14 protein-coding genes are annotated in these 21054 nt (G+C 34.9%); 3 read left to right on the plus strand and 11 right to left on the minus strand.

Translation table 11 applies throughout. From position 1 onward, the window contains the following. Window positions 1–95 precede the first annotated feature (95 nt). From Q0505_RS02855 to Q0505_RS02870, 4 genes are all read right to left on the minus strand, one after another. Complete coding sequence (locus Q0505_RS02855; RefSeq protein ID WP_299208567.1) at window positions 96–1886, minus strand: CHASE3 domain-containing protein; 1791 nt, start codon at window positions 1884–1886, stop codon at window positions 96–98. A 3-nt stretch (window positions 1887–1889) separates the two neighbouring features. Further along, the gene (locus Q0505_RS02860; RefSeq protein ID WP_299208569.1) at window positions 1890–2336 is read right to left on the minus strand and encodes a response regulator; all 447 of its coding nucleotides are present in this window, start codon (window positions 2334–2336) and stop codon (window positions 1890–1892) included. 26 nt (window positions 2337–2362) lie between these two features. Beyond that, window positions 2363–2917 carry an AraC family transcriptional regulator gene (locus tag Q0505_RS02865; protein WP_299208571.1) on the minus strand — a complete coding sequence of 185 codons (555 nt, stop codon included), beginning with the start codon at window positions 2915–2917 and terminating at the stop codon, window positions 2363–2365. A 76-nt stretch (window positions 2918–2993) separates the two neighbouring features. After that, window positions 2994–4106: an AI-2E family transporter gene (locus tag Q0505_RS02870; RefSeq protein ID WP_299208572.1), complete on the minus strand. Its 1113-nt coding sequence runs from the start codon at window positions 4104–4106 to the stop codon at window positions 2994–2996. Between the two features lie 458 nt (window positions 4107–4564). Here Q0505_RS02870 and Q0505_RS02880 point away from each other — a divergent pair, with 458 nt between their 5' ends. The 3 genes from Q0505_RS02880 to Q0505_RS02890 all read left to right on the plus strand — a co-directional run bounded on the left by Q0505_RS02880 (window position 4565) and on the right by Q0505_RS02890 (window position 9064). Then, the gene (locus Q0505_RS02880; protein WP_299208578.1) at window positions 4565–4768 is read left to right on the plus strand and encodes an LPXTG cell wall anchor domain-containing protein; all 204 of its coding nucleotides are present in this window, start codon (window positions 4565–4567) and stop codon (window positions 4766–4768) included. A 61-nt stretch (window positions 4769–4829) separates the two neighbouring features. Beyond that, the gene (locus tag Q0505_RS02885; protein ID WP_299208580.1) at window positions 4830–7739 is read left to right on the plus strand and encodes a PEP/pyruvate-binding domain-containing protein; all 2910 of its coding nucleotides are present in this window, start codon (window positions 4830–4832) and stop codon (window positions 7737–7739) included. A gap of 2 nt (window positions 7740–7741) precedes the next feature. Next, on the plus strand, window positions 7742–9064 hold the full coding sequence (locus tag Q0505_RS02890; RefSeq protein ID WP_299208582.1) for a hypothetical protein: 1323 nt from the start codon (window positions 7742–7744) through the stop codon (window positions 9062–9064). Window positions 9065–9544: 480 nt separating this feature from the next. On the opposite strand, the gene Q0505_RS02895 is transcribed toward Q0505_RS02890, so the two are convergent. The 7 genes from Q0505_RS02895 to Q0505_RS02925 form a co-directional block, all read right to left on the minus strand. Continuing rightward, window positions 9545–12373, minus strand: coding sequence for an Npt1/Npt2 family nucleotide transporter (locus tag Q0505_RS02895; protein WP_299208584.1), 2829 nt, complete (start codon window positions 12371–12373; stop codon window positions 9545–9547). Further along, a complete protein-coding gene (locus tag Q0505_RS02900) occupies window positions 12370–13290 on the minus strand; it encodes a serine hydrolase (protein ID WP_299208586.1) in 921 nt (306 codons plus the stop codon). The genes Q0505_RS02895 and Q0505_RS02900 overlap by 4 nt, the downstream gene beginning before the upstream one ends. 438 nt (window positions 13291–13728) lie before the next feature. Further along, window positions 13729–14475 (minus strand): succinate dehydrogenase/fumarate reductase iron-sulfur subunit, encoded by a 747-nt coding sequence (locus Q0505_RS02905; RefSeq protein WP_299208588.1) that lies wholly within the window; start codon window positions 14473–14475, stop codon window positions 13729–13731. A gap of 161 nt (window positions 14476–14636) precedes the next feature. After that, window positions 14637–14792 carry a four helix bundle protein gene (locus Q0505_RS02910; protein ID WP_366519363.1) on the minus strand — a complete coding sequence of 52 codons (156 nt, stop codon included), beginning with the start codon at window positions 14790–14792 and terminating at the stop codon, window positions 14637–14639. A 154-nt stretch (window positions 14793–14946) separates the two neighbouring features. Further along, the gene (locus tag Q0505_RS02915) at window positions 14947–16959 is read right to left on the minus strand and encodes a fumarate reductase/succinate dehydrogenase flavoprotein subunit (RefSeq protein ID WP_299208592.1); all 2013 of its coding nucleotides are present in this window, start codon (window positions 16957–16959) and stop codon (window positions 14947–14949) included. A gap of 11 nt (window positions 16960–16970) precedes the next feature. After that, window positions 16971–17666 (minus strand): succinate dehydrogenase cytochrome b subunit, encoded by a 696-nt coding sequence (locus Q0505_RS02920; protein ID WP_299208594.1) that lies wholly within the window; start codon window positions 17664–17666, stop codon window positions 16971–16973. Between the two features lie 331 nt (window positions 17667–17997). Then, on the minus strand, window positions 17998–20847 hold the full coding sequence (locus Q0505_RS02925; protein WP_299208595.1) for a glycosyl hydrolase: 2850 nt from the start codon (window positions 20845–20847) through the stop codon (window positions 17998–18000). Window positions 20848–21054 lie beyond the last annotated feature (207 nt).

Consider the following 21054-nt stretch of genomic DNA (forward strand, 5'->3'; position numbering starts at 1 on the left):
AACTGAGTTAAAAACTGAAAGAACCAAAATCTTCAAAATACAAAAGACCGCCTAAATTGTTTTTAGACGGCCTCTTTTACTTTTTTTAAATACATTTATGTAACTGGTAAGTAGATCATAAAAGTAGCTCCTTTATTAGGTTCTCCTTTTGCAAAAATAAATCCGCTATGGTTATCTGTGATCTTTCTACAAATAGAAAGCCCTATTCCTGTGCCTGAATATTCGTCTTTGTTATGAAGTCTACTAAATAAGGTGAAGATTTTATCTGCATAGCTTTGCTCAAAACCAATCCCATTGTCAGAAATAACAATCTTATGATATTCTTCAAACGAACCTCTTAGTAATCTTTCATCATCTTTTGAACTCACTTGATCGTAAGTGATAGTAATCACAGGATCACGATCTTTTACACTATATTTTAATGAGTTCCCTATGAGATTTCCAAATAACTGTTGTATTTGAAAAGGAATCACTTTCATATCAGGTATTGCATCTACGGTTATTGTTGCATTTTTTGAAATAATTACTTCAGCAAGATCTTGTTGAGCATCTTCAAAGAGTTTATTAATATTGCTTTTCTTTAGTACTTCATCAGATTTATTTGTTCTTGAATATTGTAATAGGTCGTCTATAAGTAATCGCATACGTCCAGAGGCTATGTGAATCCGCTCTACATATTTTTTGCCAGATTCAGAGAGATTGTCTTGCTCTTTATCTTCTAATCTTGATAGGAATGTTTGTATTTTACGTAGTGGTTCTTGTAAATCGTGACTCGCTACATAATTAAAGGCTTGTAATTCTTTATTATTTAATTCTAACTCTTGGTTGCGTTTTTCTAAGGTGTCATAATGATCTATCTCATCTGAAATATCTGTGGTTGTCCCTAGAAGTTGTGTAAGACCTTCTGAATTTACAATACTTTTACCATAGGCTTTTAAGTGATGTATTGTTCCGTCTTTGTGTACTACTCTATATATGATAAATGGAAGGTTTTTCTCTTCTTTCATTTTTTCAACTTGAGCAGAAAGTTTATCCACATCTTCAGGATGTACAAACTTCAAGAAATTTTCTATGGTTTGATCAAAAGAATTTGGTTCTTCTCCCAATAGTCGGAAAAGGTTGTCGGAAAAATAAAAAGTATTCTCTTCTACATTCCAACGCCAGCTTCCGTGTTTATTTATAATTTCAGATTGTTTTGTAGCTTCTATAAACACTTCTAACTCTTGATTCGATTTTTTAAGTTTATCTACATTAGAGTTTATTTTCGCGTAAGCGCCATACATCAAAACTAAGGTCAATAGGATAAAGATGTATAAAAATACAGGAGTTATTTTTGCCGTGTTTATATATTCATTATTGCGCTTTTCGAGCAAATCATTTTCATGAGCGATCATATAGTGAAGCTTATTTGTAATTGCCTCCATATAGTTTTTCCCTTCTTGAAAGGCGTCCTTAAATTGTGTTAGATTAGTTTGCTCTTTAGCTGCATAGTTGGCTGCTATTTCTAAATTGTCTAATCTTTTATCTATAAGAATGCTTAATTCTTTAAGATTGTCTTGTTGTTCTGGATTATCGCTCATTAAGAATTTTAATTCTGCAATACTATTATTTACCTTATTGCGACCTTTCAAATAAGGCTCCAGATACGATGAATCTTGCGTGATTATAAAACCTCTTTGTCCTGTTTCTGCATCTTTTAAATACGATAATATCTGCTCTAACTCTACATTTACTTTATAGGTATGAATAACCAAGTCTGTAGACTTTGAAAGATTGCTAATATGCTTATAACCAAGCCCTGCAATAAAGATAATAGCAAAAAGGCTTACTACAAAAACGACTTTGACAAACCAAGAGGATTTATATATTTTTCTTATAATCGTCATCGTTTAAAGTCTTAGTAAAAAGTTGTCTTTATTAAGTCCATTTGTATGGTATTGCCAGTTTGTAGTCACAACGTTGGACAATACTTTTTTTAATATTTTAAAATCACTTGGCTTTTTTATGTAAATATTGGCTCCTTTTACAAAGGTGTTCTCAATATCTTCCTCCGAAGCAGAGGTCGAATATATCGCAATCACAATATCCTTATATTTTGGATTTTCTTTAATTTCTTTTAGACATTCCATGCCCGATTTACGGGGCATATTTAAATCTAAAAAAAGGATGTTGGGTAATGTGGCGTCTTCTTGGTTGAGATAATCCATAAGATAAACACCATCATTATAAGTGCTTACTTTGACGCTCATTTTTAACTCTTCAAAAGCATCTGTAAAAAACATTCTGTCGTCTTCATCATCATCTGCAAGTATAATGTGTGTATAATCAGTTGCCATAATTATAAGTGTTGGGTTTAGGTTGGTTAATTATTTTCTTCTCTTCGTTTAGCTATAATTCTTTGAAAAGCAGAAGGAGTAATTCCTGTGGTGTTTTTAAACTGTGTACTCAAGTGTGCTACACTTGAGTAATTAAGTTGAAAAGCAATTTCTGTCAGACTTTTATTTTCACTAATTATCAATTGTTTTGTGTATTCAATTTTTTGTAGTATGATAAAATTCTCAACAGAAGTATAGGTAACTTCAGAAAAAAGATTGGAAAGATACCCATAGCTGTGTCCTAATTTTTCAGAGAGGTATACAGAACTTTTTACGTGTACTTCGGTATCTGAGTTATAGACCATATCTGTAATAGCATCTTTAATCTTTTGGACTAAAATACTTTTGTGATCTTCTACAATTTCAATTCCGTAAGGAGCAAGCGCATCTATAAATTCTTGATGTTTTTCATCTGAAATATTTTCTAAAAAAACAACTTCTCCAAAACTTAGCATCTCGTAATCAACATCTAATGCATCTAACTTCTCTTTTAAAACAACATTACAAACGGTGTTGAAATCAAATTTTATAAAAAGCTTCATGATTTTTTATTTAACCTCGTAAATGTATACTTAAAATTTTAAGTTGCGAGATAAGGAGTCTTATTAATTTGTGTCCTTATCGATTTTTTCTTATCGATTTCCATTTTTTTAATCGGCTTCTTGCTGTACTTCTTAAGAATTTATTTTCAGGTTCTCCTATTAAAAAACCAAAGGCTTTATAATTTTCAGAATGGTCACATAGTATTTTTATCGTGGCTGTAATTGGTATAGCGACAACCATACCTCCCACTCCCCACAACATAGCAAATGCAATAAGAGAAAAGATAACTATAAAAGAGTTTACACTTACTTTTTCTCCTGTGATTTTTGGTGTTATAAAATTACCTTCTATAAATTGAATAAAGCTAAAGAGTGCAAATACTCCAAAAACATACCAATAACTGTCTTTAGTAACTAGTGCCACCAATCCTGGTAAAAGCGCTCCAATAAGGACACCTATATAGGGTATGATAAGTAAAAATGCTGCGAAAAATCCAAAAAATACAGCGTTTTCTATTCCCAACAGCAAGAGTCCTGTCGTATTTAAAATACCAACAATAAGCATTACTTTAAGTAAACCCACAAGGTAATTTTGCTGTATATCGTATATTTCTTTGATAATCAAATTAATAGATGAATTAGAGTTTTTTGAAAATAAACGATATGCAAAATTTCTAAGAAAACGTCTATAGTATAAAAAGAAAAACAAGTAAATAGGAATTAAAACAAAGTCACTAAAAATAGCTCCAGATTGAAATATAAAAGCTGATATTTTATCAAAATTACCCTTGAGAAGTTCACTGAACCCCACTTCCTTTCCTAACAAAGAATCACGCCTGCTGACATCTAAAGATTTTTCTATGGCTCCAATAATTTTAGTATATATTTCTGTGATCTTTGAAATATATTCATTCCCATTATCCATAAATTCCCTTAACTGAGTCGCTATAAAAAAAACAAGTAATACCGACATTCCAAACATAATGATGATGGAGAAAATAGTTGCAAATAATCGATTACATCTCCACTTCTTCTCTAGAAATGATTGAACCGGAAAGATCATAATTCCAAATATTGCCGCTAATAGTAATGGCATGATAAGAGGCTTAAGCACATACAAGGCAAATATAACTGCGATGGTTGCAATAATATTAAAAGCAAAATTTGATGGAGTAGTTTTTATGGTCATTTTATATATTGGGTTATGTCATTGGATATCATAACCGAGCAAAAATACATTTAATTAAATCTTGTGTATTTATAGAATTCATATCATTTGTTACATTATTTATGGAAACTTCAAGTATCACAAATTTTACTTAGTTAGCAATCGTATAATAATTACCAAAAATTATATAACGTAAAATAACAGTTATCATCTGATATTTGTAGTATCATTAAGTCTAATTACTACAAAATTATTAATTTAAAACTAATTTATTATGACTCGTTGGGGTATCACTTGTTTTTTTATTTCATTAATAGCTGCAATAATAGGTTTTGGAAATATATCAGCAACACATGCAGGCACTGGGAAATGTGTTTTCTTAGTATTCTCAACACTTTTTTTTATTGCTCTTATAAGAGGTCGTGTAAAGAGATAAAAAACAACGTAACTTTGACCTATCTAACCTTAAAATCATTATTATGAATCAGGCTATTAAATTAATCGTAGTGATCGCTGGCGTAGCATTATTAGGATATGGAATTTACACACTTGTTGCTCCAGAAGCTTCTATAAGTTTAGGTCCTTTAAGTGTAGAAGCACAAGACAACACAAACTCCTACATAACGATAGGTCTAGGAATCTTAATATTGATTATAGGCTTATTCTTTAGCAAGAAAAAATAATTTAACTTTACTACTCTTATTACTTTATCTATAATCATTATAGATTTTAAACACACAATTCATGTCTTATAAAATTGTTGTACCAATCCTATTATTTCTTTTTTGGTGTTTCCCATCAAACTCACAATCTTTATCATCTGCTCAAGTTTCTTCACTGGTAGATAGTTACAAGAGAGATGCTCGTGGGCCTTACTACCGTATTAAATGGTTTTGTAAGGACGGTACAGAAAGAGAACCTCGTGATCCTTGTCCAGACGATATAGGCGGAGGGATTCAACATGCTAGTTTTAAAGAATCTGCTCTTAAGTTGAGAGCTACCAATCAATTATATTTTGGAGAAATACTCGCTGCGGTAAGCAACACAGATTTTCTTGATAAAAACAATAATTATAGTCGGTTAAAACAATACCAACTCGGAAAATACTTAGCTAGTGTAGACGATGGATGGGTTTCCCAAAAAGCACAATTTTATAGAGGTGCTTTACAGAGTGAAGATGAAGAAGCATGGGGTAAAGATTTCTTTGAGTGGTTGTTGAAAGATGACCAAACGATTAAATCTAACTATTATTTGATTCGTCAGGCACTAAAAGATATACCTCACAGCGGAGACAGTAATCTAGCGCAACGCATGCGTAGTCAATCAAAATCCATTTCTGATGAAGTCCCTTCTTTTATGGATGCCCGTATTAAGATACACGGAAAACCAGAAAAAACAGATATTAACCTTGTCAAGAATTTTATTTCAGAAAGTAAAAAACCTTTATCTGCAGATATAAAAAAAGAGCTCCAATCGCTTGTAGAAACAATGGAAGCTTTTTATGCACCTATTGATTTTTACTCTTTAGAAAAAGATTTTAAATCCCTTCCCGCTTCAAATCCAGCGACTGCTAGAATGGTTGATTTTATTACAGCAAATACTAATAATAAAACGGCTGCTTCATTAGCAACAGATATCTCAAATGTACTTAGTGAGATACGATTAAGCATTACTACATATCCAAAAAGCACCACACGCCTTTTTCTATTAGATGTATCTAACCGATTAGAGCGTACATTGGTAACAGAGCTACAAAACTGGAAAACAACAACATTGGGAGAACAACTTGAAAAAATAAATGTAATGAGTTGCGCCGCTGTAGGCACAGGTTTGATAGAACGATGGGAGTATGATGCAGTGGCAACATCTCTAGAAGACTTTGCTACAAAAGAAGAACTTACTATAGAAGAACTTAACTCCTTACTTACTATAAGTAGAAGTATTGTAGAATGGAGTACGGCTATGGCAAAAGCAAATTATCAAGATATTGTAAATACCTACACAAGTTTTGAACCAATGGCATACGGATTTATAGATGATCGTGTGCGGAGTAGTGTTGCCTTGAGCTTAGGAGAAGCTGTAAGTGAACTTGGAAAACTAGTATCTAGAGTATCCAATATTACAAATGATGTGATGACTATAGAAAGTCAGAGCACCATACGTGGTTTAAACCCTGGGTATTCTTTTGGAGAACTTGTTGTCGTAGATGGCAATCCTGATGAGATTGAAGTAAATACTAATAAAATTTACATCTTTGAAAGACCGCCCGCAGATTTAAAACCAGTTTCTGGTATTATGACTGTTTCTGAAGGAAATCTTGTATCACATGTGCAATTACTCGCTCGTAATTTAGGGATTCCTAATGCTGCTTTGTCTTATGACAATTTAAAAGCATTAAAAAAATACAATGGGCAAAAAGTATTTTATGCAGTTTCTAACAAAGGTAGCGTCATTCTAAAAGGAGAAAATGCGATGTCTGAAGAAGAAAAAGCACTTTTCAGCAAAAAAGAACGCAGTAAAAATGTGATCGCAGTTCCTGTAGAAAATATTCGTTTGGATGTTTCGAAGGTATTAAATATGCGTGATGTAAATGCAAAAGATTCAGGAAAGCTTTGCGGTCCTAAAGCAGCAAACTTAGGCGAATTAAAACGGTTATTTCCTGAGCAAGTAGTAGAAGGTCTTATTATTCCGTTTGGGATTTTTAGAACCCACATGGATCAACAGATGCCTGGACAGAATAAAACTTATTGGGAATATCTTAATTACGCTTTCGCGAAAGCGGACTCTATGAGAAAAGATAATAACTCGGAAGATGCTGTAGAACAATACCAACTTAAAGCGCTTGATGTGCTTCATAAGGCAATTATAAATATGCCTTTAAAAAGTAATTTTACAGACGATTTAAAAAAGAATTTCAAAACTGCTTTTGGAAACCAAATAGGAGAAGTCCCCGTTTTTCTGCGGAGTGATACCAATATGGAGGATCTTAAGGAATTTACTGGAGCAGGATTAAATTTGACACTATTTAATATTAAAAAAGAAAATGAGATCATAAACGGAATCAAACGTGTTTGGGCATCTGCCTACACAGAGCGTAGTTTTAAGTGGAGGCAAAAATATTTATCAAATCCTGAAAATGTATTTCCTTCTATTTTAATTATTCCGAGCGTAGATGTAGATTATTCTGGAGTGATGATTACCAAAGGAATTAATTCCGGAAGTGATGATGATCTTACCGTCGCCTTTAGTAGAGGAGCCGGAGGAGCCGTAGATGGACAATCTGCTGAAACGCGACTTATAACAACAGACAGTCATATATTACTAGCTCCAGCGAGACAGCCAGACTATATCCGTCTTCCTACATCTGGAGGCACTAGCAGTCATCATACCACCTTTGAAAGCCCTATCCTAAATGAAGGAAATATTAAGGATATCAGAGCACTCGCATCAAAAATAAGAACAACCTTAACTCCAGAATCTACAGAAGATAGACAAGCGTATGATGTGGAGTTTGGCTTCAAGGATGACAAATTGTGGTTGTTTCAGATTCGTCCTTTTGTAGAAAACAAACAGGCAAAAAGTTCTGAGTACCTATCATCAATTTCACCAAAAACACCAACGGATACCACAGTACCATTATCAGAAAAATTATAATTATGATCAAAGTATTATACACTTTTATAGGATTCTCGATACTTATTGGATTAAGTACAATCTCGTATCCTATAGATGGATATGAACGCACAGGAATAAAGCGTTTATATCAACTCAAAAAAATGCAAGATGATAGTATTCCTTATACTAGAATCCCCTTTGGTGCGTATAAGAAATTAGATGAAATTAACCTTCAGCTACTATCTAGAACAGAAGATAGCATCAATGATTTGCTTGTTGAAGATAAAGAGTTTGCACAAACCATTAAACGTTTACTGCCAGCAGGAGCATACTCTGCTGCCGTATTAGACATGACCAATCCAGATGCACTTAGATATGCAGGTTACAGAGAAAATGTAGGATATCAGCCTGGAAGTGTGGGAAAACTTGCCGTCTTAAATGCTGTATTTACACAAATGGCAAAAGTATGTCCTGACTCTTGGGATGATAGAGTTATGTACCTAAAAGATATTAAAGTATCTTCTAGATATTGGGGAACAGGAGATCATCATACAGTTCCTATTTACGACATAGAAAATGATAAACTTTCAAAACGTCAAGTAAGAGCAACCGATGTTTTTTCTTTGTATGAGTGGTTAGACCACATGGTGTCCGTCAGTAACAATGGCGCTGCTAGTGTTATGTATCGGGAAGCGATGCTTATGGCAGCTTTTGGTCCAGAATATGTATTTCTAACAGAAGAGCAAGGGGAAAACTATTTTAAAGAAACACCAAGAGATTCTCTTACTAACCTTGCCAATATGGTCGTGAATCAACCTCTAAGAGATTTAGGAATTACCGAAGATGAGTGGAGATTGGGAGGAATGTTTACCAGACCTGCTGGAAAATATGTCGGGCGTAAAGGTGGAAGTATAGGCACACCGAAAGGACTTATGAAGTTTTTAGTGAAATTAGAGCAAGGTAAAGTCGTGGACGAAAATTCAAGCCTAGAAATGAAACGTTTAATCTATCTAACAGACAGACGTATACGTTACGCGAAATCTAATCGTCTAGACAGTGCTGCTGTTTATTTTAAATCGGGAAGCTATTACAAATGTGATCGTGAAAAAGATCCTAATTGCAGAAGTTATGCTGGGAATGTGTTCAATTATATGAATTCTGTGATTATTGTAGAGCAGCCTAATAACACAAAATATATTGTATGCTTGATGTCTAATGTTTTGAATAAAAATTCTGCAGGAGCGCATATGTATCTCGCTAGTAAGATAGATGATGTTATTATGAAATCTAACAAGGAAGAAATCAAGTTAGACGAAAACTATAAAGACACAGAAGATGAGGGTGGAGATGAAGGTCAGAATTAATAACTCTTAGAACATTAACCTCACTGTTCTTTCAGATTACTAAAGAACGTGAGTTCGATATAAGTTTTTATTCTTTTTCTCCAGTATACAACAGAATGTAAGTTCTGAGCGAGATGAAGCAATGGCAATTTCCGTTAAAAATTTTTGAAGCCTTGGAAAAAATTTAGTAAGTTCTTTGTGGTTTTTCGCTTAAAGCGAAAAAATACCTAAGAAAAAGCGTCTTTTCTTTTGGTTCGGTTTTCTTTGGACGAGCAAAGAAAATGAACAAATATATGATAGTAAGTTCTTTACATTAAAATTTAGCATAATCATACTAAAAAGACTAACTAATTATTTACGTCGAACTCACGTTAAAGAATATATCTACAAATCCCGCTTAAAAGGTGGGATTTATTTATTTACATCAAGCAATATGCATTCAATATTCAAAACAACTACTCGCTTAAAAGCAGAGCTACATCCTTCGTCTCAATTATCTTATTACGCTACTTTATCTTTGATAAGAGACGTTTTAATAGCCTGTGCGTAGAATTGCACCTCTATATTGAGGTGTTTTGTAAGGGGTTGTATTAAGGGGAGATAACTTGGATCACGTAAGGCTTTTACTAAATGAAGTACTTCAATTTTAATTCGCTGCCCTCGCTTTTTTATCAACATAGCAGTGTATTGCTTTTCCGATAAAAGATTTAATTTGATCCTTTGCTCAATATCTGCATTTTTATCAATAATGGTATATTCTATCAAGGGTAATATTCTAGATTTCAACTGACTTTTAAGCAAGTTGTCTAAAAATTCTAATGCATTGATTTTGGTCTCCTTTACATCACTTAATAGACCAAAATATGTCACATCAATATCAGATTGATCATATATAAGACTCAGTAGTTTAAAAATACATTGCAAACTTGTATCCAGTTGCTCTTCTAGGACATCAACAAGATTTTGGCGAGTTGAATCAATTTCCATTTTAAGGTTTTTATTCAACCCTTCTGGCGTTTGTTCAATAACGGTTTTAATAGAATCAATAGCAATCATTGTATTTCTATAATACGTACTCTCTTTTATAATTTTTCTTTTTAATACACGAATATTAAACACTAATGATTCATTTTTTGACCTAAGTTTTAATAGCGATTTTGCTGCTTCTAGTCTGATGATAACATCGTTACTGCTAAGTAATCGTATCAGAACACTAATAGCTCCTTGTGTATTAAAAGATTCTATAACCCTTGGAATGTGAACCTTTATAGTATCTCCAATGTTTTCTTGCTTATCAAGCCTTACAATCGTTTTTGTAATTTCAGGTCCATAATTACGTAACGCTTTTGTACTTGCTTTACGATATGATTTTTCTGTAAGTTTTAGCAATAACTCTTTTATAAATTGTTCATTAGATGTAATTCCCGCTGCTGCAATTGCTTGTTTTGTTATAAATGGATGTCTATTATTGAGGTGAGATGATATAAAAGAGTAATATTTTTTTATGTCAGCATAGGCGATTGCAAGTAGTACTATTGCTATAGACTCCTTTCTTCCATACGCTTTCTGTTGTTTTAATGACTGAATTTGTTTTTCAATTCTAAGCTCTAGTTCATATTCTTCACTAAACTTTCGATTACCAGTAGCTTCTTTTGCAAGACAGAGTAAAGCAGCATTAGCTATATAATCTGAAGAGTGATCTAAGTATTTTTTAAAAAACTTAGATTCGTTCATATTCGTATGATGAATAATATAGTTTAGACATGCATACACCAACCTATCATCTTTTATAGCAATGAGAGAGACTACTTTATCAAGAGCAGTTCCCTTTTCATACATAAATAACTGATGTATGGCGGCTGCTTTTACTTGATGGTATGGGTGATCCAATAATGTAATTATACTAGACTTAAGTGCTACGAGTTTATATTCTCCTAATTTTTCAAGTAGTGTTAAGATATCTTCTGGTGATCCATTGGCAAAAACATATCTAGCTGTTGAAATCGTAGTTTCTTTTCTTCTTTTTTCCTGTGTTTGATTACTCAAAGAGTTTTGAAGATTCTTTCTAAAGGATTCAAAATAGGCTTCTCTTAATCTATAAATTAAAACAATCCATACAAATACAAAGAAGAGTACAATAACAGTAATATAAGATGTACTTAGATCTAGCTTTCTAATTAAGAAAATAAGCATAAACCCTGCAATACCTGTTGCAATACTATCTACAGCAACATCTATAAAAGACTTGGCTTGGCTTTTAATATGATAAGGAATAGGCATAATAGATAGCTCTACAGCAGCCTTGTTGAGTGATTGCTTAAAACTTCCCTCAAACCCTTTAATAATGATTAATACCCATAATTCTGGAAAGGTTAAAAACAAAAGACTCCCTAGAGCAATCCCTAATGGAAGCACGAGTAAAGTAGAAGAAACCCCAAACCGGCTTAAAAAGCGATTGGTAACAAATAATTGTAATAGCAGCGCGATGACATTAAATGTTGAGAACCAAAAACCAAAAAAGGAAGCTAGGTCATCTACATTTGTAATGAGTGTATTTGCAAAATCACTAAATTGGAAATCTACTAGTTTTGCAACAATCACACCTATTCCAGTTGTCAACGCCAAGTAGACAAGGTGCTTTGATTTTGAAATAAGCTTAAATGAAGATACTTGCTCGTTAGTATCATTATAGGTACGTTGCTTACGTATATACGTATTCATTTCTCGTATCCTGAGTCGCCATACTTTTTGAATAATAGGGATACAAAAAAGTATTAAAATCCCAGCTAAAAGGATAGCAAATTTATTTCCGAAAGATGTTGTTATAATACTAGTAATATATCCTCCTACAACACCTCCAGCAATGGCTCCCGCTCCTATAAAACCAAATAATCGCTTTCCTTCTCTAGCATTAAATACCATATTTGCTAAAATCCAGAATTGAGAAGTGGCAATAACCGCAAACAACGATACGCCTATGTAATACACATAAATCAAGATATTACTCAATATCTCAAAATGTAAAATTGAACTGAGTGTTAGGAATCCTAAACTAAAGATAATTAAGGAAGTGATGGTGACCTTTAGTAAAGAGAAATTACGTATAGCCCTATTGTATAGATAAGTCGTGCTGACAGCTACTCCAGCAACCAATAGATAGCCATACGGAAGATGGTCTGCGCCTAGTTTACTTAAAAATAATGCATTCACAGTAGGCTTTACAATAAGCAATACGGTGATAATAATAAAGATATATAATTGCATTAAAAAAGAGATGTATATTTCACCATCTCTTAATCCAAACGTTTTATTAATAAATTTCTTGATCAACCCTTCTTCTTTTTCTTACTCGCTGACTTCGACTTTTTCAATACACTTTCCAAGGGCAATACTAAATCTCTTATAATTTGCTCACCTAAATTGTTGTCAATCAATGCTACAATAATGTACTTTCTTTTAGGACCCCATACAAGTGCTGAATCAGAATGATAATTTCTCCAAGATCCAGATTTTCTATAAATCGTTGCATTTGGTGCTACTTTATCTAAGGTATTTACAAATTTGTGGTGCAACGCTGGATCTTTCATAATATCCAACATTTCCTTAGAACGTTCTGTACTTACGAGATTACCTAAAACTAATTGATAGTAAAAACTACACACCTGTAAAGTCGTTGCAGCATGACTTAATCCTTTCAAAGGTTCTGGATATCGTCTACCGCCTGAAGCATATCGTTTTCCTACCCATAGCCCACCACCAGCTTCTTCATCATACAACATAGTTTCTGGAGCTCTTAATACAGCTTCTATTTTTTCATATCCTACGCGGTCAATCATTCTAGTAGATGCTTGATTGTTAGATTTACTAATCATCAAACGCATATCTTTTTTAACTTCTTTTGTTTCTATAAGCTCCCCTTTATCTATAGCATCCATAGCTGCTAGCAATATGGCTATTTTTGGCAAACTTGCGGCATACATAAGCTCTCTATCATTTAACCCTGCATACTTGATATTGTTAAGATCACTTAGGTCAACAAGACCTACAGACATTTGCTTACTTTTTATAAGTTGTTTCCAGATAGGGTTTTTTAATATTTCATTAGATAAAAGTTGTTGTAGGGTGGCATCCTGTAACTCTGCTATCGGTAGGATAGGATCATCCGGTACCGCAGGTAATGTTTGCTGTGCACATAAATTTGCAGTTATTAAAAATACTGTTGCTATTAACAATTTTAATTTACTCATAATTTGGTTTTATGTTTACATGATAAATTATGCAAGTAATGTGCCAACACCACCTTATTTGACAAAATCTTCTTATTAAAAAGCAGGAATAACACGACTTTGATTTTTAGAAGTTTACTTGTTAAAATAAGACATTGAAAACTAAAAATTTCCTTTAAAAAATTCCACTTTTTTTAAGTTTTTCACTTTTTCAAAGATAAGGCGTTATTACAATGTTTTTCAAAAGTGCTCTATGCTATTGTTAATCCACATAATAGCAGATTTGACTTCTTTAATATAGCACTTATAGTTGTGATATCACAATAAGAAGCCACATCTCATATTGAACCTTGGGTTTTCTATTTTATACGCTTTCGCGAAAGCAAAAAAAATCCCAAAAACACTGTTCATGGTTTTTGGGATTCATATTGTATTAGATTCTGCTCTCGCAGAAATGTATTATCCTTTCATAGTAGCAGCCATGTACTCACGATTCATGCGTGCTATATTTTCTAGTGAGATTCCTTTAGGACACTCTACTTCACAAGCGCCTGTGTTGGTACAGTTACCAAATCCTTCTTCATCCATTTGCTTGACCATATTCAATACACGATCTGTCGCTTCTATCTCTCCTTGTGGTAATAATGCAAACTGACTCACTTTTGCACTTACAAAAAGCATCGCACTTGAGTTTTTACAACTCGCTACACAAGCTCCACAACCTATACAGGTAGCAGCATCAAAAGCAGCATCGGCGTTGGCTTTTTCGATTGGAATTGCGTTTGCATCTTGTGTATTTCCAGACGTATTTACAGAAATAAATCCTCCCGCATGTTGGATACGATCAAAGGAAGATCGATCAACCATCAAATCTTTAATCACAGGAAAACCTGCGGCACGAAAAGGTTCTATCGTAATAGTATCACCATCTTTAAATTTACGCATGTGCAGTTGACAGGTGGTCACCAAACGGTCTGGCCCATGTGCTTCTCCATTAATAAACATAGAGCAAGAACCACAGATTCCCTCACGACAATCATGATCAAAAACTACAGGATCGTCTCCTTTATTGATCAGCCCATTATTGAGCACATCCATCATTTCTAAGAAAGACATATCTCCATCGATTCCATCAATAGGGTATGTCACCATTTGTCCTTTAGCCTGAGCGTTCTTTTGACGCCAAATTTTCAATGTTAATTTCATAACTAGTTACTAAGTTATTAAGTTACTAAGTTACTAAGTTACTAGGGGTTTATACCTCTAACTTAGATCTTTTGAGATACGCAATGTATCCGTTCAATATTTTTAAAGTTTTGTCATGGATTACTCTAAATTCCAATAAAACTTCGTCATTAATATAATTTTCATCTCTCGCTACAATGACATGATCTAATGTTTTCATAAAGCGAACCTCTAGCCATTCTGCAAAACTGAATATTTTCTTGATAATGAAATCTTCCAAAATCTTCTGCGATATTGTTTCCCACAGATCTAGAAGATCTCCTTATTTGACTTATCAAGCTAAATTTTTCATCATTGGGATTTTTATATCGATTTGTTCTTGTACAAAATTTCTTAAATTTCTAGCTTCTTTCCAACATTCTAACTGTTCAAATGATTTAAATGCAGCCATTCCCTTTTCTCAATAACTAAATAACCCAATAACTATTAACTCTACTTATAACTTCTTTGTTTTACTTCTATATTCTCATAATTAAGCTCTTCTTTATGCAATACGGCATCTTTGGGAGCTCCTTTATATTCCCATGCAGAAACAAACGTAAAGTTTTCGTCGTCACGTAGTGCTTCTCCTTTTTGTGGTCCGTCTAGCTCAACCGATTCTTCACGGAAATGACCCCCGCAAGATTCGTTTCGCGTAAGCGCATCCTTAGCAAAAAGCTCTCCTAATTCAAGGAAATCTGCTACACGAAGTGCTTTGGCGAGCTCTTCATTAAACTCATTTTCTGTGCCTGGCACACGTACTTCTTTATAAAACTCTTCTCGTAAAGCAGCAATCTCATCAATCGCACTCTGAAGGTCTGTCGCATTACGAGACATCCCGCATTTGTTCCACATGATCTTTCCTAATTTCTTATGGAAATAATCAACAGCTTTGGTCCCATTATTATTTATTAAAGCCACTACTTGCTTACGTACATTTTGTTCTGCTTCTTCAAATTCAGGAGTGTCAGTCGAGATAGGTCCTGTACGGATATCATGAGACAAATAATCTCCAATAGTGTATGGTAATACAAAGTATCCATCGGCAAGACCTTGCATAAGTGCAGAGGCTCCTAAACGATTGGCTCCGTGGTCTGAAAAATTAGCTTCTCCTATAGCGTATAATCCTTCTACCGTAGTTTGTAAGTTGTAATCTACCCAAAGCCCCCCCATGGTATAATGCACCGCAGGATAAATCATCATAGGCGTATTATATGGATCTTGATCTACAATTTTATTGTACATCTGAAAGAGGTTTCCATATTTGGTTTTCACAACTTCTTGACCTAATTTTTTGACTAAAGCAGCATCATTAGCGTCTTGATGTGTCACATACGCTTGCTCTTTTCCATAACGCTCAATAGCCGCTGCAAAATCAAGATAAACGGCTTCTCCTGTTTTATTTACTCCAAATCCTGCATCACAACGTTCTTTGGCAGCTCTTGAAGCTACATCACGTGGCACTAGGTTTCCAAAGGCTGGATAGCGACGCTCTAAATAGTAATCTCTATCTTCTTCTGGGATAGCTGTCGGTTTTAATTTACCAGCTCTGATCGCTTCTGCATCTTCTTTTTTGGCAGGCACCCAAATACGCCCATCATTACGAAGAGACTCTGACATCAGGGTTAATTTAGACTGATGATCTCCAGACACTGGAATACACGTAGGATGTATTTGCGTGTAACATGGATTTGCAAAATAAGCGCCACGCTTATGTGCTTTCCAAGCAGCTGTTACGTTAGATCCCATGGCATTTGTAGAAAGATAGAATACGTTTCCATACCCTCCTGTTCCTAAAACCACAGCATGTGCTGAGTGACGCTCAATCTCACCCGTAACTAGGTTACGTGTGATAATCCCTCTTGCTTTTCCATCTAATTTTACAACGTCTAGCATCTCGTGACGATTGTACATTTTGATCTTACCTCGTCCTATCTGACGGTTCATCGCAGAATAAGCGCCAAGTAGTAATTGTTGTCCAGTTTGTCCTTTTGCATAGAACGTACGGCTTACCAATACTCCTCCAAAAGAACGGTTATCGAGTAGCCCTCCATAATCACGTGCAAAAGGTACTCCTTGTGCAACACATTGATCTATAATATTTGTAGATACCTCAGCAAGACGATATACGTTAGACTCACGACTACGATAATCTCCTCCTTTTACAGTATCATAAAAAAGACGGTAGGTAGAATCTCCATCGCCTTGGTAGTTTTTTGCTGCATTAATTCCTCCTTGTGCTGCAATAGAATGCGCACGACGTGGAGAATCTTGAAAGCAAAATGCTTTTACGTTATATCCTAATTCTGCTAGCGTTGCCGCTGCAGATCCTCCTGCAAGTCCAGTTCCTACTACAATAATGTCAATAAGACGTTTGTTGGCTGGGTTGACAAGATTAATATCATTTTTATGGTTTGTCCACTTATCTGCTAGTGGTCCCGAAGGTATTTTTGAATCTAATGCCATAGCGATTATTTTTAATGTGGAATTTGATTAAAGTGATGGTATACTGCGATACATATAAATCCTACAGGTATTGCGATAGACCATACCTTGGCAAACTTGGATAATCCAGCAGCATACTTATTATTAAATCCTACAGATTGAAATGTAGAAGCAAAGCCGTGCCATAAGTGTAGTGCTAGTAAAACAAATGAAATAACATACAAACCTACACGCACTGGGCTTTCAAATTTATGAACGGTCTCTTCTAAATATCTAAATCCAGAACTAGGATCATTAGGGTTTACTAATCCTGTCATATCTCCTTCTACGTACTTAATCGTTATTTCATGAATCCAAAAATCATAAAAATGTAGTCCTAAGAAGGCAAGAATTACCAATCCAGATATAATCATATTACGAGACATCCAACTTGCGTTTGCACTCCCTTTATAATTTACATAGTTGATAGGGCGTGCTTTGCGGTTTTGAATCTCTAATACAAACCCCATTACAAAATGAAAAATAACGCCAAGAATTAATACAGGTTGTAGTGCAAACTGCACTAAGCCATTTGTCCCCATAAAATGAGACCACGTATTAAATAATTCTGGTGCAAGTACTGATGTACTATTGATAACAAAATGTTGTGTAAGAAAAACAACGAGGAAAAGACCTGAAAGCGCCATTGCCACTTTTCTGCCTATCGAAGATTTTAATAATCCGCTCATTAAAAGTTGATTTAAGTAATTCATACAAATGTACGGCGCAAACGTTATTTTAACAACTATACAGGACATGGAATCACGCTATTTAGAATGATTATAAGAAGTAGTATAGCTCTGTTTGACATATTCCTCAAAAGAATCTGAAACAGAAAGCCTATCATTAAACATTTTCAATATATATGAACGTTTTTTAATGAAATTTTAAGGGTTTGCTTTCGCGAAAGCATACTAAAAACCTTCGTAATATAATTCAACATTACTTGTGAAATTTTACTCAATAAAAAAGCAGCTAAGAACTCTTAACTGCTTTTTCTATATTTTAAAGAAAAAATTACTACTTCACCTCTAACTTAGTCGTCGTTGCCACTGCATTTCCGCCACCGCCATCAAGTTCGATAGTGTATACTCCTTTAGGTAAGTAGTATTTTCCATTACTGGATTTTGCAATATTGAGTTCGGTATTTGATTTTTCTAATGCTTTCTTCCCTTTTTCGGTGATAGACATATCATAATCCACAACATTGATTCCTGTTTGTGGATTTAACGGGATTCGTTGCAATTCTTTTCCGTCGGCATCTTTTACGACCATTGAAAACTTACCGGCATAGCTGGTAAAATAGGATACGGATAGCGATGGTTCAAAGGCAGGTCTCCATGTACTAAAACTGTTTCCCCATCTTCTTGAGTTACGCATAGAGCCTACATCAAAAAGCTGTACATTTTTAGAAGGATCCATTTGCTGAATCGTCGTGAGGTCTGCTCTATAGATACTTCTTCCGTGGGTTCCTAGTAGAAGATGATTTTCTCTTTTCTGGATTTTTATATCGTGTACGGCTACAGCTGGCAATCCTTTCGCGAAAGCGTGATAACGTTGACCACCATCTATGCTTACATACGCTCCATTATCTGTCCCAACATAAATGATATTTTCCTTTTTAGGATCTTCTACAATCACATTAACTGGTGACATTGGGATATCTCCAGAAATATTTTTCCACGTTTGCCCATAATTATCAGATACATATACATACGTTTTAAAATCATCCCAACGGTATCCGTTTAGGGTCACATATACACGTTCTTTTTTATGCTCTGAAGCCACCACACGAGAGACCCATAAATCTTTTGGAAGTCCACCACTGATGTCTGTCCAGCTTCCTCCAGCATCTTTGGTCACAAAGACTTTCCCATCATCACTTCCTGTATAAATCAATCCAAACTGAAAGGGAGATTCGCTGATGGTAGCTAGCGTCCCATAGGCTACATTTCCATCTTTGCCTCCATTAGTAAGATCATCGCTAATGGCTATCCAATCGTCTCCTTGATTCATAGAACGCATTAGCTTATTTCCTCCCAGATAAAGAATATCTTGATTATGCGGACTTAATAAAATAGGAGTTTGCCAATTAAATCTATAAGGTGCCTCTCCTAGTTCGTGCTTGATGTCAAAGCGTTTAAATTCTTCGGTCTCGCGATTGATTCTAAAATAACTTCCAAACTGAAATCCTGTATACACCACATTGGCATCACGACTATCTACTTGCACTTGCATCCCGTCACCGCCCATAATACTTTCCCATGGGTATTGACCGCTTTGGTGCCAGCTTTTGTTTTCTTGTGAGGTATTTGCACCTACCCAAACTCCATTATCCTGAAGGCCTCCATATACATTATACGGTTCTTCATTATCTACTTGAATATAATAAAATTGCCCTACTGAAGGTGCATTTGCTTTGATCCAATTCTCACCATCATCATAGGTGATATTAACACCCCCATCATTTCCATTAATGAGGTGTTTTTCATTTTTAGGATTGATCCATAAAGCGTGATGATCTGAGTGTACGTTTTCTCCTCCTATATTCTTAAAGGTTTTTCCACCATCTTTTGATGTCACAATCGGCACCCCGTAAATATAAATATCCTGATCGTCTTGTGGATTTACGTGAATCTCTCCAAAATAATATCCGTAACTGTAATATATATCATCTAGATAACCGTCGTGTGTCTTTTTCCAGGTTTTTCCTGCATCGTCAGATCGGTATACTTCGGCACCTGTTACTGGTGTGTCAAAGAGTTCTGTATTTGCTGTTTCTAAATACTTTGCAAGATCAACAGGTTGTACTGATCCGCTGCGTACCATATCCTTTATAGTTGAGGCACGGTATTTTTCTTGAAAATTATTGCTTTTTAAGAAGTTATTGAGTCTCTTAGTATCCAATGCCAGAAAGGCATCTTTACTCATAGTTTTAAAATCGTCTTTGGATAATGCTCCAGAATTATTGGATTTATTATCTTCTGCCTTTCGGCGAAATTGACTATCATGCACCGCATATACAGTATTGGCGTCATAGACAGCAATCCCGATCCGCCCAACGCCATCTCCAGAAGGAAATCCATTTAGTTTCTGCCATGTCGAACCGCCATCGGTACTTTTATAGATTCCAGATCCAGTACCGCTTCCTTCAAAATTCCACGCTTTACGGTCTTTATCCCAAGCCGAAGCATACATCAAGTTAAAATTGGCAGGGTCATGGTCTATATCTATAATACCACTCTCACTATTCACAAACAGTGTTTTTGCCCATGTCTTTCCGCCATCAGTGGTTTTGTAGACACCGCGCTCATCATTGGTAGAGTACAAATGTCCTGTAGCACCGACAACGACCTCATCAGGATTTGAAGGGTTGATTAAGATACGTCCGATGTGATGTGAATCTGTAAGACCTACGTTTTGCCAGGTAGCACCTTTATCGGTTGATTTTAAAATTCCGATACCTGCATAACTAGAACGTGACGCATTATTTTCTCCTGTCCCTACCCAGATGGTGCCGCTTTTCCAATCGACAGCAATGTCGCCCACGTTTTGAGTATCGCTCGTATCTAGTATAGGTTCAAAAGTAGTCCCATTATTATTGGTATACCAAACCCCACCACTGGCATAGCCTACATAAAATTCTGAAGGCATATCAGGATTGACCGCAAGATCTACTACACGACCACTCATGATAGAGGGCCCTATGTTTTCAAAAGGGAGATTCTTAACTAGTGAATTTTGTTGCGCAGTACGTTTTTGGGTAATGGCTTGTTGTACTTGTGCCGCTGAAGTTGCAGGTTGTTGTGGGTACGCTTTCGCGAAAGCGAATACCGAAACACCTAAACATAGGAGTGTGCCTAATTTCATAAGTATTGCCCGTGTAGACGGGTCTATTTTGGATTAGTTAATCAGTTTTAGTGCGTTTAAAGTACGGAAATGTGAAATTATGTGAAAGTTTTTGGAAGGAGTTTAACATGATTTGAAAATCTTGTGAAAAATCGTATTTCAATTATGGCAAAACCGCACACACTGTTGCACACTATACATAATTTACAGAAATTACTGACTATCAAT

It is taken from the genome of uncultured Dokdonia sp., assembly GCF_937910895.1.
Classification (GTDB): Bacteria; Bacteroidota; Bacteroidia; order Flavobacteriales; family Flavobacteriaceae; genus Dokdonia.

Bases quoted from the DNA above. Each gene is read 5' to 3' on its own strand.
- Q0505_RS02855 (WP_299208567.1), bottom strand. From the start codon at position 1,886: ATGACGATTATAAGAAAAATATATAAATCCTCTTGGTTTGTCAAAGTC.
- Q0505_RS02860 (WP_299208569.1), bottom strand. From the start codon at position 2,336: ATGGCAACTGATTATACACACATTATACTTGCAGATGATGATGAAGAC.
- Q0505_RS02865 (WP_299208571.1), bottom strand. From the start codon at position 2,917: ATGAAGCTTTTTATAAAATTTGATTTCAACACCGTTTGTAATGTTGTT.
- Q0505_RS02870 (WP_299208572.1), bottom strand. From the start codon at position 4,106: ATGACCATAAAAACTACTCCATCAAATTTTGCTTTTAATATTATTGCA.
- Q0505_RS02880 (WP_299208578.1), top strand. From the start codon at position 4,565: ATGAATCAGGCTATTAAATTAATCGTAGTGATCGCTGGCGTAGCATTA.
- Q0505_RS02885 (WP_299208580.1), top strand. From the start codon at position 4,830: ATGTCTTATAAAATTGTTGTACCAATCCTATTATTTCTTTTTTGGTGT.
- Q0505_RS02890 (WP_299208582.1), top strand. From the start codon at position 7,742: ATGATCAAAGTATTATACACTTTTATAGGATTCTCGATACTTATTGGA.
- Q0505_RS02900 (WP_299208586.1), bottom strand. From the start codon at position 13,290: ATGAGTAAATTAAAATTGTTAATAGCAACAGTATTTTTAATAACTGCA.
- Q0505_RS02905 (WP_299208588.1), bottom strand. From the start codon at position 14,475: ATGAAATTAACATTGAAAATTTGGCGTCAAAAGAACGCTCAGGCTAAA.
- Q0505_RS02915 (WP_299208592.1), bottom strand. From the start codon at position 16,959: ATGGCATTAGATTCAAAAATACCTTCGGGACCACTAGCAGATAAGTGG.
- Q0505_RS02920 (WP_299208594.1), bottom strand. From the start codon at position 17,666: ATGAGCGGATTATTAAAATCTTCGATAGGCAGAAAAGTGGCAATGGCG.
- Q0505_RS02925 (WP_299208595.1), bottom strand. From the start codon at position 20,847: ATGAAATTAGGCACACTCCTATGTTTAGGTGTTTCGGTATTCGCTTTC.